This is a genomic window from Prevotella sp. P2-180 (assembly GCF_002251435.1).
GTDB lineage: Bacteria > Bacteroidota > Bacteroidia > Bacteroidales > Bacteroidaceae > Prevotella.
In genome coordinates this window covers 54,548-70,088 of record NZ_NPJI01000029.1, presented here as the reverse complement: position 1 = coordinate 70,088, position 15,541 = coordinate 54,548, and the positions used below count along the sequence as shown (strand labels likewise).

The window sequence follows — 15,541 nt, the reverse complement described above, 5'->3', positions numbered from 1 at the left end:
GATATATACTTAAAAGAACATATAACAAATTGCAACTGCGGCTATTATTCCGGCAAGGTCGGCAAGCAATCCGCAAGCCACGGCATGCCTGGTATACCTAATGCCAACACTGCCAAAATATACTGCCAGTATGTAAAAAGTGGTATCGGTAGAGCCTTGGAACACACAGCTCAACCGACCTACAAAAGAATCGGCCCCGTATGTCGTCATGGCATCAACCATCATCCCCCTTGCGCCGCTTCCAGACAAGGGTTTCATCAATGCAGTAGGCAAGGCACCCACAAACTCCGTATCACCACCAACAGCCGACACCGACCATTTTATTCCTTCAATCAGCATATCCATTGCACCTGAAGCCCGAAAGACCCCAATGCCAACAAGAATAGCCACAAGATACGGAATAATTCTCACTGCTGTCTGAAAACCATCTTTCGCTCCTTCAATGAAGGCATCGTAGACATTTATCTTATGCCTAACTCCCGACAGAATAAACCCTATGATAATCAGCATCAACAGTATGTTTGCTACTGTAGTGCTTACTATATCCACCTGAGATTTGTCCATCTGGCTGAACGCCCAAATTATGCCGGCCACTGCCACACATGCCCCTCCAAGCGTAAACAATATAGTGCGATTAAAGAGGTTTATGCGTTGGAAAAGACTTGTTATCACAATACCAGACAAGGTAGAAAAAAAAGTGGCAAGCAATATAGGCACGAAAATATCAGTAGGCTGTGCAGCACCCATCTGAGCCCTGTATACCATAATGCTTACCGGTATAAGAGTCAGACCGCTCGTATTGAGCACAAGAAACATAATCATGGGATTTGATGCCGTGTCCTTTTTCGTGTTCAGTTCCTGTAGTTGTTCCATCGCCTTTAATCCAAGAGGCGTGGCAGCATTGTCAAGACCGAGCATGTTTGCGGCAATGTTCATGAATATACTTCCTGTTACAGGATGACCTTTGGGAATATTGGGGAAAAGCCTTACGAAGATTGGGCTTAGGAGTCTTGCCAATACATTGACCACCCCACCCTTTTCTCCAATTTTCATTATCCCAAGCCAAAGCGAGAGTACTCCTGTAAGTCCAAGAGAAATCTCAAAGGCTGTTTTCGAGGATGCGAACGTTGAGTCCATCATAGCGGGAAACACCTCAAAATCCCCCATGAACAATAGTTTTACAACCGCTATGATAAATGCGATTACAAAGAATGCGACCCAGATATAGTTTAGAACCATTATACAAAGTATTAATGGCTGCAAAATTACGTGTTTTCCATTAAACGACCAAACTTTTCGACTATTTTTTACCTCTTAGAAAGAAAAAAAAATGCGCTTCCCTCGGCTGGGAAGCTTACGTTTTTACACAAAAAAGCCCTGAAAAGGTGAAATATGTCAAATGCATTCACCTTTCAGGGTATATTGTCCAAGGGGCACAGGATATTTATTTTGCGTATATTTTGTTTTCTCTGATAAACAGTCCTTTCGACATTATCGGCGTATCAGAGTTAATCTTTATGCCTTTAAGAGTGTATGAGGCTCCAGAATATTGTCTGTCAACCATAACTTCATTTATTCCTGTCGAAGGCGGATCGTTACTTACCTCGAAATTGCCGCTGTCATCTACAGTGAACCATGAATACGGAGACTTGTTAGACGAGCGACGTACGGGCTGGAGATTGCTCTCTCCGTATGATTGGGTCTGTATTGAGACTCTATAGTTTCCTGCCGGAATGGTTTCAGACGTAGCTTTATTATAGTACTGCTTTATGGTATTTCCCGGTATAAAGCGCAAGCCATAATACTGTTGTATGGAATTATCCACTCCATTTTCTTTTGTTTCAGAGAAGAATACACTATACGCTTTGTTTGTATCCAGGTTTTCAATTACCAGATAGAAACGTCCGTTGAAATCCCTCCAGCAAAAATTATATAAAACAAATTGCTGTATCTTTGCATCCTTATTTGCACGCCGGATGGCAAAATTCTCTTCCTCGCTAAAACCCCAAAAAGACTTGTTCTCTTCATCTTTATCTGGTTCAGGTTGCGGTTTGAATCCGATTATCATCTGATGTGAAACACAGAAATCCAAATTTGCATCCGGCTTTAGCTGGTCGATGGCATACCATCCGTCAGAAAGTCCTGACCATCCCCAATTCACCCATACAAGTCCTTCCGTATTTATTCCAGTAAACAGAAACGAGTGACCTCCATTTTTCTTTGTCAATGCGGCATACATTACAGGCCTTTTATCGATTAATTCGCGTTTAACTTTATCATACCACTCTGCGTCGTCAAAAAAAACTCTTTCGTATAGTTCAAGTGCGTAAGGGTCATACTGGAAATTGTTGGCAATGCCTCTTACTGCCCAATAATACGTTGAACCGCTTTCTTTAGCGGTATAAGTCATATATGCAGACTTGCCACAATCAAACATTAAGGTTGAAATGGCATCTTTTTCGGTTTCGTCTGATGTATATGTGTCCTTCAGTACATCATATTGGTATACGCCGTCTATGGGAGCTTCAACCTCTACAGTGTCGGTGCCATGACCATCACTATTTACATAATAATATCCACCCTTACCTTTGCCCTTAGCAGGATACTTATAATAATTAAGTATCTGGGCCATGGATGTTGCAGTACATCCAGTTGGAGCCTTTACTTTACGAGAGTCTCCCTTTACTTCCGGGCATTTGTCGTTGTAAGGGGCATATTGGTTCCAATTTGTAGTAATGAAGTTTTCTACCGTTGCGTTTGCCTTTAACACATCAGCCTGAAAGTCACGTGTATATCCGTTGGCAAGTGCTTCCACTGTTGCGTCGAGCCACCACCTGAATCCAGCTGGCATGTTGTTCTCCATGTAGTTCGTCGAGGAGTATGCCAACACGTCGCGACCATTGTCGTTGCGGTTTACAACCACAAAGCCATAGCCATCGGCATTGAACACAGCGAGCTGGTCGTTGGTTTTAACAAGTTCGAGTTCCATGGTGCGTCCCATTGGCTTCGCCTTGTCAATATTTTGCAGGAGCACCTGTCCCGCAATTCTTTTCATTTCAGCATTAGTCCTGTATTTTGCAAATACATTGGATGTTGCCATAAGGACTGATGCCAGCAATACGAAAGACCTCGTAATAAACATTCTGCTTAATACCATATTTCAACAATTATTCTAATTAGTCAAAAACATTTTTTTTAGAAAACCCTTTAGATGGGTTCTAATATAATCCACCTTAATTTATAAAGAGTTTATGTAAACTACCTCAAGACCTGTTATCATCGCTATTTTCTCAACAGGAAGGCCCGCTGCCTTTAAGGCCTTGACTGTAGCCTGTAAAGCAATCTCCTTCTGCTCCAACAAGTTGTCCTTCTGCTCTATTAAATTGTCCTGTTGTGCAATAATTCTATTTTGTTCTTCTATTCTCTTGTCGCGAAACATAACTGCAGTATCTCTTTCCTCAATGGCAGAGAAAAACTCGTCTTCAACATTCATGTTCTGTCTTACTTCGGGATCGGCTGCCGCTGAAACCAGTCGATGCATGATATATTCCATATTTGGATTACCCGACAATAGCGAGTCATCAATCTCAATCACTTGTCTGTCATTGGGTTGGCACCATAATATTTCATTTTCTTTTCTCCTTATAAGTTATTTCGAAAATTAGGTGCAAATATAACGAAATAATTCGTGGAAACCAAGAGATTAACATTATTTATGCATGAAGGATACTAAATATTGCACTTGCTAGTTGAATCCGCGAGGTATAAAAAATACCATTTCGCGCAAAATTACCTTGATATTGGGTCAAGATATATAAAAGGTGCAGCCTCGGCAATCGGGGCTGCACCTTTTTTATTTAATAGTAATCTTATTGTTATTATTCCATTGTCTCGTTGCCTGTAGAATAGCCCTTGTTGTAGTCCGTTTCGTACTGTGGTACTGCCCAAACCCAACTGTTGCTTGCTGAGGCAGGAATGTCAATAGCAATTGCAGCATGAGCATTTCCACCATTTGCGAGAGTTTTGCGGCTTATGGCACGACCCCAACGCTTGTAGTCGCTATAACCAAAACCTTCTCCCCAGAGTTCAAAGCAACGATAATTCATAATCTCATTCCAAAGAGCATCTCCTGTAAGTGTACAGGTGTATTCTGGGTTGCGTCCAGATGTAGCATTAAGCTCTACGAGCGAAGCCTGTGCCGCAGAGGCGTTGCCAAGGAAATAGTTGGCTTCTGCTTCAATAAGAACCATTTCAGAAGATCGAATGAACGGTAAGTAGCCAACTCCAGGAGTGTCGAACACGTAGAATTTCATCTGACCGCCAAGGTAGAAGTTTCCTGCCTGATAAGGCATAGCCATACTGCTTGCACCAGACGACGCCCACAACCGGTTGATATATGAATAAACGGCATTCCACATATCGTTTCCATAGACGACAGATGCATAGGTTTGGTTTACGTTGGCTTTGTCGTAAATGTCAAATTCCGGGAATTTGTCTTCCGTAATGAACAAAGCTTTGCGTGCATCGTTGTTTGGAATCTGGTCATACAATCCCTTATACATGGCTCCACCGCCGCAGGGAGTGTTGTTTGCATAGTAACCATTGCACGAATACTGTGTACCATAGCTCCAGTACCAAAGGTTCTCGGTCGCGTCGCCATAGCTACCGAAAATCCATTCCGATGTAGGTTTGCAGAATCCTGACTGATATTCCGCATTACTCATCAGAGGATAACCCTGACGTGCAAGTTTTGCCTGTGCAAGTGCTGTAGAATAGTCCTCGCGAGTTAGGGCTGCACGGGCATAAACCGCATGGGCTACATTCTCGTTGGCAATCCAAATTTCCGAACTGCTGCGATTAAAGTCACTTGACTGGAATAATGCTATTGCATCCTCACAGTCCTTGTATATCTGCTGATATACCTCTGCCATTGTGGAAGGTGCAAGGTCACCTGTTGATTCATCTACACGAAGTGGAAGTCCTTCCGCAGAACCATTACCAGACTCCTTCCAACGTGGGCAATAGTAGTGTAGCAGTTTCTCATATCCGTAGGCACGGTAAGTCAATGCTGAAGCCTTGTCGAAATTCTTCTCCGATTCAGGGCCTGTGGCATTGTCGATGTTGCAGATAATGGAGTTTGCCTGACCGATTATAGTATAATAGTAATACCATGGATATGCTGCGTATGCCGTGTTGTTACGCGTGTTATACTGTATATTCATAATTGGTCCCCATCCTGCGGCATAATAGTTGTAGATATAGTCCTGGCTTGGATAGTTCTCATAAATAGATATGATGCGGTCTTCGCCTGCGCAACCCTGCGACCATGCGTACTGTTGTGTTGACATGGTCTTGGCTATTCCGTTGAGCGCCTTGTATGCGTTGGTCGTTGAACCGACAGCCTGTCCTGTTGATACCGACTCAGAGGGGCTTGTCTCAAGATAGTCGCTACCGCATGACGTCATTGCCAAAGCGGTTGAGGCAACCAATCCTGCAATCAATATGTTTTTTGTCTTCATAATCTTTTCTTTCTATTGTTTTATACTATTAGAAATTAAATGTAACTCCGAAGTTAAACACTCTTGAGGTCACATAAGTATCGTCTGAGCCACCAGTGAAATTAAACTGTGGGTTCATACCGCGACGTGCCGTTAAGGTGAAGAGGTTTTCTACTCCTGCGTTGATGGCAATACCTGTTATACCACAGTTCCAACCGCTAACAAGCGATTTTGGAAGAGAGTAGGAAAGGCTGATATTCTTACATACAAGGTAAGATGCATTGGTCAGCCAACGGTCAGAGTTGTTGTTGTTGTAACTGCTACGGTCATAGCTGAGCGCAGGGATTCCGTTTGTGTCAATTCTATTTGCTGATGTTTCCGTAATACCTGAGGGAACGCCGTTCCATGAATTCAGCACGTCCTCATGAAGGGCAGAACCGCTTGACATTGCATTGGTTGACATCAGCGACTGGTATGACGCATCGTAAACCTTTCCTCCTAAGCTATATGTGAAAAGAATGTTAGCAGACAGACCCTTCCATGTCAAATTAGTGTGGAACGAGCCGTAAACAGTAGGAAGAGCAGTCTCGTGGAAATCACGAAGTCCGTAAGCCGTGTCTGTTGTATATTTCTTACCGTTAATTTCAACTAACTCGCCAGCAGCGGCAGCACTCTCTTCCTTTTCAGGGTCCAAGGTGTAGAGAGAGTTACCTGTCAATTGGTCAACTCCTTCGAAGTGATAGGTGTAGAAGTCATAAAGAGAACGGCCTTCTGTGTAATTATGCAATCCTGACAGGATATTGTCACCATTAGGAAGTGTTATAATCTTGTTCTTGAGGAATGTGGCGTCTGCTCCTACGTTCCAACTGAAGTTCTTTCCTTTGAAGATATCATAGTCGAGCGCTATCTCGAAACCTCGGTTGCTGATAGTACCAATATTCTTATAGATGGTCATATTGTAGTCATACTCATTGTATGCGAACGAGCCGGCTGACAGTGGTAGGCGTACAGCGAAAAGGAGGTCTTTTGAGCGCTTGTCAAAATATCCGATAGAGAAATTTAGTCTGTCAAACAGACGGCCTTCCAGGGCAATGTCAAATGTTTGTGTTGTCTCCCATTTAATGTCATTTGCAGCAAGACTTTGTTTCATAAGAGCAGGGTTGCCACCGTTCTTGTCAATGTAGTATAAGGCTTGATAAGCATAATAGCTCACGCCTGCATCGTTACCTACTTCACCGTATGAGGCACGCAAGCGAGCCTGGTCAATCCATTTGACGTCTTTCAGGAAATTCTCTTTCTTGGCATTCCAACTTGCACCAACGGAGAAGAAGTTACCCCAGCGGTTGTCCTTGTGGAAACGTGAGGAACCATCACGACGCCAAGAGGCATCGAAGAAATACTTTTGGTCAAAGTTGTAGCGAGCACGTGCCATATATGACTCTGTGGCATATTCGTTGTCATAACCCTGGAAATAAGAGTTGGTCAGGAAGTTCGACATTACGAAGATGTCGTCAACAGCCATGTTTGTGTTCATTCCGTAAGTGGCTTTACTCTCATATTTGTAATTCTCATGACCAAGAAGTGCGTCAACATGGTGCAAACCGTAATCATGACCCCAATTAAGGAGTTCCTGCATCGTATAGTTGCTATACTCATAACTATAGGCTGTCAAACGTCCGTTGTTTGTCGCTCCATCACCAATTTCAGGGTTGTTATAGCTAGTGCGGTTGTTTGTCCTGTGAGCCATGTTGCCCTTAACTGTCAGTGAAAAATCATAAGGCAAGTTGATTGTCGCGAATGCAGTGGCATCAATTACGTTACGTCTCGACTCATCCTTATCCTTGCGAAGCTCGTATGCAATATTACGGTTGTCAAGATATGGGGATGTGGTATCCCAAACAGGCTCACCAAATTCGTCTTTCTGTATGCTGCCGTCTGCATTATGCATATAGTAAGGATACACAGGAGCCATATAACGTGCCACATAGAATGGGTTTGAGTAGTATGAACCTGTGGCACTGTCATTAAAGTGGCGCTTGGAAATCGTTGCGTTGATGTTTAGACCAGATGTAATCCACTTATTAGGTGTGTAAGAACTGTTTATTCTTCCTGTGTAGCGCTCATAGTCACTGCCCACTACATAACCGTTTTCCTTCAGATAACCCAAAGAAGAATATACGCTGAGCTTATCGCTTGTGTAATTTCCGTCAAGATTATATTCCTGACGGCTGCCAGTACGTTCGATGTTGTCCTCCCAGTCAAGGTCTGAATAACCTGGCTTTACGTTTGCAATAAGTTTTCCACCATTGTCGAATAGCTCAGTTGCATCTTTGTCGAAGATGTTGTTCTGTATGACATCAGTGGCAAGGTGCTCTGTGGCATACTGAGCGGCTGCAGCCTCATCAAGGGCGAGAGAACCGGTCATGGCATAGTTTTTCATTGCTTTCCATGAACTTTCCATCCAGTCGGTCACACCAAGACGGCTATACTCTTTTATACCTCTGCCGTAGAAACCTTGATTGATTTTCAGGCTGATCTGTGAGTTTGCGGAAGAACGTCCAGCCTTTGTTGTGATAATAACCACACCAGCTGCGGCACGGTTACCATAAAGTGCTGCACTGGCAGCGTCCTTCAACACAGAAATACTCTGTATGTCGTTGGGGTTAAGGTCTGAGATGTTTCCGCTGTATATTACACCGTCAACAACATAAAGAGGTGTGTTTGAGCCGTTGATGGAGCCAATACCACGAATACGGATTATCGGTTCTGAGCCTGGCTCGCCGTAAGTGTTGTTTACTTGAACACCTGGCGCAGAACCTTCGAGTGCGCCTGTAACCGATGTCGTGATACGTTTCTCGATGTCCTTCGCATCAATTGATGATACTGCACCTGTGATTGATTGCTTCTTCGCAGTACCGTATGCAACAACCACGATTTCGTCGAGGTCCTTTGAATCGCTCTTGAGGATGATGCGCATGTTAGCGCGAGCACTGACCTCAATAGGCTCCATGCCAACGAACGAAATGCTAAGAACACTCTTGCCTTCCGGGCAGGCAATCTTGAACTTTCCATTTGTGTCGGTAACAGTTCCGACATTAGTACCGACCACTAAAATCGTCGCACCGATAACCGGTTCGCCGTCCTCGTCAGAGATGACGGTACCTGTTACCTGCGTCTGTGCCACTGCCATTCCCATGCAAAGGAACAGAGTGGCAAAAAGCATTTTGATTCTTTTTTCCATAAAATCTCTCTCTTTTGACTTAAAAAAAATAAAATTCGGCGCAAATTTATACTAAATAAATATAACTATAACATCCAATATATCAGTCACTTATTAGTATATTTGTATGGCATATATTTTTAACTTTGAAATATGTTTACAACTAATACTAATAATTATGGAAGAAAAAGGTAGAATTCCTACTAAGACTGATAGTGTTAGATTCTCTATCGGTTATGTTTATGACGAATTTATGAAATATCGTCAGAGAAGAGTGAGCACATCAAAATTATATGACTATGCTTTTAGGCTTTTTATAGAGTTTGTCGGCACAGACTCTGTGTTTATCGATGAAATTGACGCAAAGATGCTACTAAACTTTGTTAAATGGCTCGGTGAAAAGTACTCCGGAAACTCAGGCTATGTGGTGTATTGCATAATTAAGTCACTGTTCAATTTTGCCGATAAACAGTATTTAATCAACGTCAATCCGTGCAATTTAGTCGATACTCGATGTCGCCTCAACCGCCATCATCATCATCAGGCTCTTACGGATTATCAGATGTCAGTATGTGAAAATGACTTCTGGCATTCATTTGATTCAGGGAAGAACGGCGAATGGCAACGAGCCATGCTCACCGACACCAAGAGCGATGCCTTCTTCCGCATGTGCTTTATGCTTGGTTATTATCTTCAGGGGCTTGCACTTGTGGATGTGCTCTCGCTGAAGGTGGAGCAGGTGACATCCCGCAAGGTATCCGGCGAGACTATGTATGTCATAGAGACCAATCGACGCAAAACGGGGAAAGGGGTGAAGATTATTATTCCCGACAGTCACACCAATCGTTACCGACTCTTCACACTCGTCCATGAGGCTGCTGTCAACAATGGGCAAGTTCACATATTGCCGTTGATGGACACTTTTGGTGACGATGAGTTTTTTATATATAATAAGGTGAACAGGCTCAACTGTGATCTAAGCCGCAAACTGAAACAATGGTGGCGCAAGCTCAACAAAACCCAACTGAAGCGCTATCCCATCGACATCAAAAACACAAGCTATTATTCGTGCCGTCACACCTTTGCCACTCTTTATCTGCGCGACCCGAAAGCCAATATATCCGAACTGGCAACACTTATGGGGCGCAATTCTGAGTATATCGACACTTATATACGCGAGATTGAGTCAGACAAGACTATCTCGAAGGCTTCTGACAAGGTGTTTGGACGAAAAAAGCGACAACAAGAGGATTTCGAACGAAAGCAGATACTCAAGAACCAAAAGGCTATAATGGAAATGCAGAAACAGATATTAGATCGACTTGGCACAAAGGAATGACTGTTGTTGTATGTACTGAACAGATTGAACTGATTATTTCACTAAGGCTACTCTGTATTTATCACAAAGGCTATTATTAATTAAAGTGAAGCCCCTGTTTGTGTTATGTTCCCCACTGCGGTATGTACATTCCGCAGTGGGGAATATATGTTCCGCAGTGGGGAATGTACATACCGCAGTGCGGAATATAAAACAAAAGCCTGCCCTAACATAATTATGATGGCTATAGTGATTACTTTATAACAACTGTTATCAAACATACACTACTGCTATCCACATACCATAACAATACCCATTCACTTTCGCTTACGCGCGCACGCACGCGTTTTATAAATTTTTGTTTTCTTCTATCATTTGAAATTTGTTACTTTGTGCCCGAAAAGTGTAAAAAAATGGAGTCAATTCATGGAAAATAGTAGAAATATGACAAGAAATGCACTATTTTTTGCATTTTCTTATAAAATTGTTTGGCTATTAAATTTATTTAGTATAAATTTGCGCCGAATTTTATTTTTTTTAAGTCAAAAGAGAGAGATTTTATGGAAAAAAGAATCAAAATGCTTTTTGCCACTCTGTTCCTTTGCGTGGGAATGGCAGTGGCACAGACGCAGGTTAAGGGTACTGTCATCTCCGACGAGGACGGACAGCCAGTAATCGGTGCGACTGTTAAAGTGGTGGGTACCAATGCGGGTACCGTAACTGACTCGAACGGTAAGTTCAGCATCACTTGCCCAAAAGGCAAGAACACCCTCAGTGTTTCATATATTGGTATGGAACCTATTGAGGTAAGTGCACGCGCCAACATGCGCATCATCCTTAAGAGTGATGCCGAAAAGCTCGACGAAATCATCGTTGTTGCTTATGGTACATCAAAAAAGTCTGCTTTTACAGGTTCTGCAGCAGAAATCAAAACGACAGACATTACTAACCATGTTAGCTCAACAGGTACAAGTGCTCTTGTAGGTAAGGTGGCTGGTATTCAGGCAACCACATCTTCAGGCGAGCCTGGTTCTGCCCCGACTATCCGTATTCGTGGTATCGGTTCGCTGAGCGCAAGCTCTGCACCTCTTTATATTGTAGATGGTGCACCTTATGAGGCTGGAATTGCCAACATCAACCCTCAGGATATCGAGTCAATCTCTGTGTTGAAGGATGCCTCGGCAAGTGCCATCTACGGTGCACGTGGTGCCAATGGTGTTGTCATCATCACAACCAAGAAGGCAAAGGCCGGACAGGATGCACAGGTTACCTTCGACGCTAAATGGGGTTCTAACTCACGCCTTGTTCCTCAGTATGATGTAATCGACGATCCTGCTCAGTACTACGAGACACATTATCGTGCGATGTTCAACTCTAAGTACTACAATGGTTCGACAATGGAGGAGGCATACGCATTTGCCAACGCCAACCTCTTCAATGGGGCTAACGGTGGTCTTGGTTACAACATCTACACTGTGCCTGAAGGAGAGAATCTCATCGGTACCAACTTCAAGCTCAACCCCAACGCAAAGATGGGATATAGCGATGGTGAATATTTCTATACAGCCGACAACTGGTATGACGAGACATTCCACAACTCATTCCGTCAGGAGTATAACCTCTCTGTATCAGGAAGTTCCGACCGTCTGCGCTATTTTGCCAGCGTTGGTTATCTGAACGATGGTGGTATCGTAAACAACTCAGACTACAACCGTTATACAGGTCGTACAAACGTGGAGTATCAGGCTAAGCCATGGATTAAGTTCACAACTAACCTCGGATTCACTCACACCGACAGCCAGAAGGCCGCCATTATAGACGAATGGGCAAGCTCGGGCAACGTGTTCTACATCTGCAATATGATGGCTCCTATCTATCCTCTTTATGTACGTAATGCCGACGGAACAATCAAGACCGACAAGGGCCGCATTGTATATGACTCCAACCAGACCAACCAGAAGCGTCCTGCAGTTGTAGGTAATGCTGTTCGTGACAACGAATACAACCAGAACAAGATATACCAGGATGTGTTCACAGGTCAGTGGGCAGCCGTTCTGACTCCCATCGACGGTCTTAACCTTACTGCAAACTTCAGTGTTTCTAACATAACCAACCGCCGCAGTAACCTTCAGAGCACATTCGGTGGAGGTTCTTCCGTTGACGGAGCTGTTGCAATTACATCCTACCGCTATTTCACTACCAACCAGCAGTATCTTGCCAACTATGCCAAGGCATTCGGCAAGCATGACATTGCTATTCTTGCAGGTTACGAGCAGTACAATTACAAGGAGCAATATCACTATGGTTACAACGACCACCTCTACAACCCGTTTGTAGGTGAGTTGTCAAATGCTGCCGGTACTTCTCAGAAGTCATTGTCTTCATATACTGATGATTATATGACAGAGGGTTTCCTCGGTCGTGTACAGTATGACTATGATGACAAGTATTTCGCAACAGTATCTTATCGTCGTGACGCATCTTCAGTGTTTGCTCCTGGCAAGCGTTGGGGTAACTTCGGTTCATTCGGTGTTGCTTGGCAGATGAACAAGGAAAATTTCCTTGAGAATGTGAAGTGGATTGACCAGTTGAAGCTCAAGGTGAGCTACGGTCTAACAGGTAATGACAACCTTTCAAGTATCTCATACAAACGTCACGCTTATGCTGACATGTATTCAGCTACGTACAACGAGGACACCAAGTCATACGGTGTGACAATGGTTCAGATGGGTAATCCTGACCTTACATGGGAGAAGATCAAGTCTTGGAACTTCGGTATTGACTTCGAATTGTTCAAGAGCCGTTTGTCAGGTACTCTCGAGTACTACACCCGCAACTCTTCTGATATGCTCTACTTCAAGGACCTTCCTCTTTCATCTGGTTCGGTAGTAAGCTCTTATCCTGTGAATGTTGGTTCTATGCGTAACCAAGGTATTGAGTTGACATTGAACGGAACTATCATCCGCAGTCGTGACATCAACTGGGACGTAAACTTCAACGTAACACACAACAAGAACAAGATTACAGAGCTCGATCCCTCAATCGCAGAGGACGGAATGAAGTATTCTACCAGCATCATCAAGGTAGGCGGTACTGTTTATCAGGCATATCTCTACAAGTATGCCGGAGTTGACAAGACCGACGGTAAGGCTACTTGGTACAAGGATACATTTATCGGCAAGGATGGCAAGGAGGTAGCTTCTGTCAAGGATGCCAACTACGACCACACTGAGACTACAACCACTAAGGACATCACAAAGGCCACTAAGTATGACTGTGGCACAACTCTGCCAGACTTCTATGGTGGTTTCGGTACTACATTCAACGCCTACGGATTTGACTTGGCAGCACAGTTCTCATTCCAGCTTGGAGGTAAGATCTACGACGGTACATACCAGACGTTGATGCACAATGGTCAGAGCCAGGGTAATGCCATGCACAAGGATCTTCTCAACGCATGGAGTCCTGAGAACCCCAACAGCGATGTTCCACGTCTGAGCACTGCTGCTGCTGATGACCCAGGAATTGAGTCACAGTCACCTCAGGATCGCTTCCTCACAAGCTCTAACTATCTGTGTCTGAACAACCTGACACTTGGATACACACTGCCCAAGAGTATTATCTCTCCTCTGCAGCTTACCAACGTACGTATATATGTATCAGGCGAGAACCTCTTCCTGCTCACCAAGCGCAAGGGTCTTGACCCACGTTACAACTATGGTATCGGTGGTATGACTTCTGGTTCGGGTAAGGCATCAGGTAGCTATAGTGGTACACGTGCCATCACAGCAGGTATCAGCCTCAATTTCTAATTGGTTAACATCGCAAAAATACAGAAATGAATATGAAGATATATAAAATTTCAACAATGGTGCTCGGAGGATTGATGCTTGCATCTTGCTCCGACATCGACGAACAGATATATAGTGGCGGTGCCTTCAGTAAGGAACAGTCTCAGGATATCGTCAATGCCATTCCTACCCGTGTAGAGGCTACATTCAATGGTATGTTCACCTTTATGGGTAATCCTGCACAGAACTATGAAACCCGTTTCTCAAGTCAACGTGCCGACGATTTCGGTTTTATTATGATGGCATTGTCACAGGATTTCGAGGGTGCCGACATGATTGGTGCCGACAACGGATATAACTGGTTCTCTGCAGCTTGTGAATACTCATCACGTACTCCCAGCTACGCCAATCCTTACATCCGCTATGTGACTCCTTACACTCTCATCGGTATGGTGAAAGACATTCTTGCCACTATACCCGAGGATACCGAGGATGCAAGCCTCATCAACATGAAGGCTCAGGCAAAGACTCTCAGGGCATACAGCTATCTGTCGTTGGCTCCTTATTTCCAGGGCAGCTATGAGACAAGCAAGGACAAGCCTTGCGTGCCTGTGCTTAGCGACACGGTTGACGTGACAAACAACCCTCGCGCCACTGTTGAGCAAGTTTATAATGTAATAGTTGAAGACCTCACATGGGCTATCGACCATCTCGACGAGACACGTTCTTCCAAGGCATACGTGAATGCCAATGTTGCTTACGGTCTGCGTGCCCGCGCTTATCTCGCAATGGGTAAGGGTGCCGAGGCTGCCGCTGATGCCGAGAAGGCTATGCAGGGCTATGAGCCTGCATCTATCGCAGAGGTTAGCGTTCCTACATTCTGTGATATGGAAGAGCACAACTGGATTTGGGCTATCGACATTACCGATGATCAGGCCAACTACTTCCCATATGCCACTGCTCCATCATGGCTTTCTTCATTGTGCGGCGATGGCTATGGAGCTGCCTGCGGTACTACTGCAATGATCAACAAGCTTCTGTGGGATAAGATTCCTGCAACTGACGTGCGCAAGGGATGGTGGATTGACGAGAACCTCCATTCTCCCAACTGGGCTGACCTCACATGGGGTACTGCCAAAGGTGACGAGATTGCAAACCTAGTATTGGACGATGGTTCAAAGGTAGAACTTCCTCCTTATACAAACATTAAGTTCGGCATGAAGTCGGGCGTTGGTTCTACATTGAATAACAATGACTGGCCCTTGATGCGTGTTGAGGAGATGATTCTTATCCAGGCTGAGGGTTATGCCATCAGCGGCAACGAGGCTAAGGCAAAGGAAATCCTCACAAACTTTGTGAAGACATATCGTGACCCCAACTACACTATTCCTTCCGGACGCACACTTCGTGACGAGATTTGGTTCCAGCGTCGTGTTGAGCTTTGGGGTGAAGGTTTCGCTGTCAGCGACGCCCGCCGTCTTAACAAGCCTATCGTTCGTTTCCATGGTCCTAACACCACCAACTATGCAGATGCATTCCAGTTTAATATCGCCGCTGACGATGGTTGGTTGAACATGCGCTTCCCACAGTCGGAGAAAGACAACAATTCGGCTATCGTGGACAACACTGAAGGTTCGCTGCCTGTAGCAGGTCAGAACCCAAATCTGCGCGATGGTGTAACCGACTAATTAGTGATAACATTATTAATATAATA

At 44.3% G+C, this 15,541-nt stretch carries 8 protein-coding genes; 3 read left to right on the top strand and 5 right to left on the bottom strand.

The genetic code is table 11. The features are described from left to right. Positions 1 to 9 precede the first annotated feature (9 nt). From CIK98_RS04440 to CIK98_RS04420, 5 genes are all read right to left on the bottom strand, one after another. A complete protein-coding gene (locus tag CIK98_RS04440) occupies positions 10 to 1,239 on the bottom strand; it encodes a nucleoside recognition domain-containing protein (RefSeq protein ID WP_094383077.1) in 1,230 nt (409 codons plus the stop codon). A 205-nt stretch (positions 1,240 to 1,444) separates the two neighbouring features. Further along, positions 1,445 to 3,100 (bottom strand): C10 family peptidase, encoded by a 1,656-nt coding sequence (locus CIK98_RS04435; protein WP_172409817.1) that lies wholly within the window; start codon positions 3,098 to 3,100, stop codon positions 1,445 to 1,447. Between the two features lie 138 nt (positions 3,101 to 3,238). Next, complete coding sequence (locus tag CIK98_RS04430) at positions 3,239 to 3,595, bottom strand: hypothetical protein (protein WP_172409816.1); 357 nt, start codon at positions 3,593 to 3,595, stop codon at positions 3,239 to 3,241. A 283-nt stretch (positions 3,596 to 3,878) separates the two neighbouring features. Beyond that, on the bottom strand, positions 3,879 to 5,519 hold the full coding sequence (locus CIK98_RS04425; protein WP_094383074.1) for a RagB/SusD family nutrient uptake outer membrane protein: 1,641 nt from the start codon (positions 5,517 to 5,519) through the stop codon (positions 3,879 to 3,881). A gap of 28 nt (positions 5,520 to 5,547) precedes the next feature. After that, on the bottom strand, positions 5,548 to 8,739 hold the full coding sequence (locus CIK98_RS04420) for a SusC/RagA family TonB-linked outer membrane protein (RefSeq protein ID WP_094383073.1): 3,192 nt from the start codon (positions 8,737 to 8,739) through the stop codon (positions 5,548 to 5,550). A gap of 157 nt (positions 8,740 to 8,896) precedes the next feature. Between CIK98_RS04420 and CIK98_RS04415 the strand changes: the two genes are divergently transcribed. The 3 genes from CIK98_RS04415 to CIK98_RS04405 all read left to right on the top strand — a co-directional run bounded on the left by CIK98_RS04415 (position 8,897) and on the right by CIK98_RS04405 (position 15,515). Continuing rightward, on the top strand, positions 8,897 to 10,057 hold the full coding sequence (locus tag CIK98_RS04415) for a phage integrase SAM-like domain-containing protein (RefSeq protein ID WP_094383072.1): 1,161 nt from the start codon (positions 8,897 to 8,899) through the stop codon (positions 10,055 to 10,057). Positions 10,058 to 10,596: 539 nt separating this feature from the next. Continuing rightward, positions 10,597 to 13,848 (top strand): TonB-dependent receptor, encoded by a 3,252-nt coding sequence (locus CIK98_RS04410; protein ID WP_094383071.1) that lies wholly within the window; start codon positions 10,597 to 10,599, stop codon positions 13,846 to 13,848. Between the two features lie 32 nt (positions 13,849 to 13,880). After that, positions 13,881 to 15,515: a RagB/SusD family nutrient uptake outer membrane protein gene (locus CIK98_RS04405; protein ID WP_094383174.1), complete on the top strand. Its 1,635-nt coding sequence runs from the start codon at positions 13,881 to 13,883 to the stop codon at positions 15,513 to 15,515. Positions 15,516 to 15,541: the final 26 nt, after the last annotated feature.

What these genes read in the sequence shown, in the direction of transcription:
- CIK98_RS04425 (WP_094383074.1), bottom strand. Translation starts at nt 5,519, where the DNA reads ATGAAGACAAAAAACATATTGATTGCAGGATTGGTTGCCTCAACCGCT.
- CIK98_RS04410 (WP_094383071.1), top strand. Translation starts at nt 10,597, where the DNA reads ATGGAAAAAAGAATCAAAATGCTTTTTGCCACTCTGTTCCTTTGCGTG.
- CIK98_RS04420 (WP_094383073.1), bottom strand. Translation starts at nt 8,739, where the DNA reads ATGGAAAAAAGAATCAAAATGCTTTTTGCCACTCTGTTCCTTTGCATG.
- CIK98_RS04440 (WP_094383077.1), bottom strand. Translation starts at nt 1,239, where the DNA reads ATGGTTCTAAACTATATCTGGGTCGCATTCTTTGTAATCGCATTTATC.
- CIK98_RS04435 (WP_172409817.1), bottom strand. Translation starts at nt 3,100, where the DNA reads ATGGCAACATCCAATGTATTTGCAAAATACAGGACTAATGCTGAAATG.
- CIK98_RS04415 (WP_094383072.1), top strand. Translation starts at nt 8,897, where the DNA reads ATGGAAGAAAAAGGTAGAATTCCTACTAAGACTGATAGTGTTAGATTC.
- CIK98_RS04405 (WP_094383174.1), top strand. Translation starts at nt 13,881, where the DNA reads ATGAAGATATATAAAATTTCAACAATGGTGCTCGGAGGATTGATGCTT.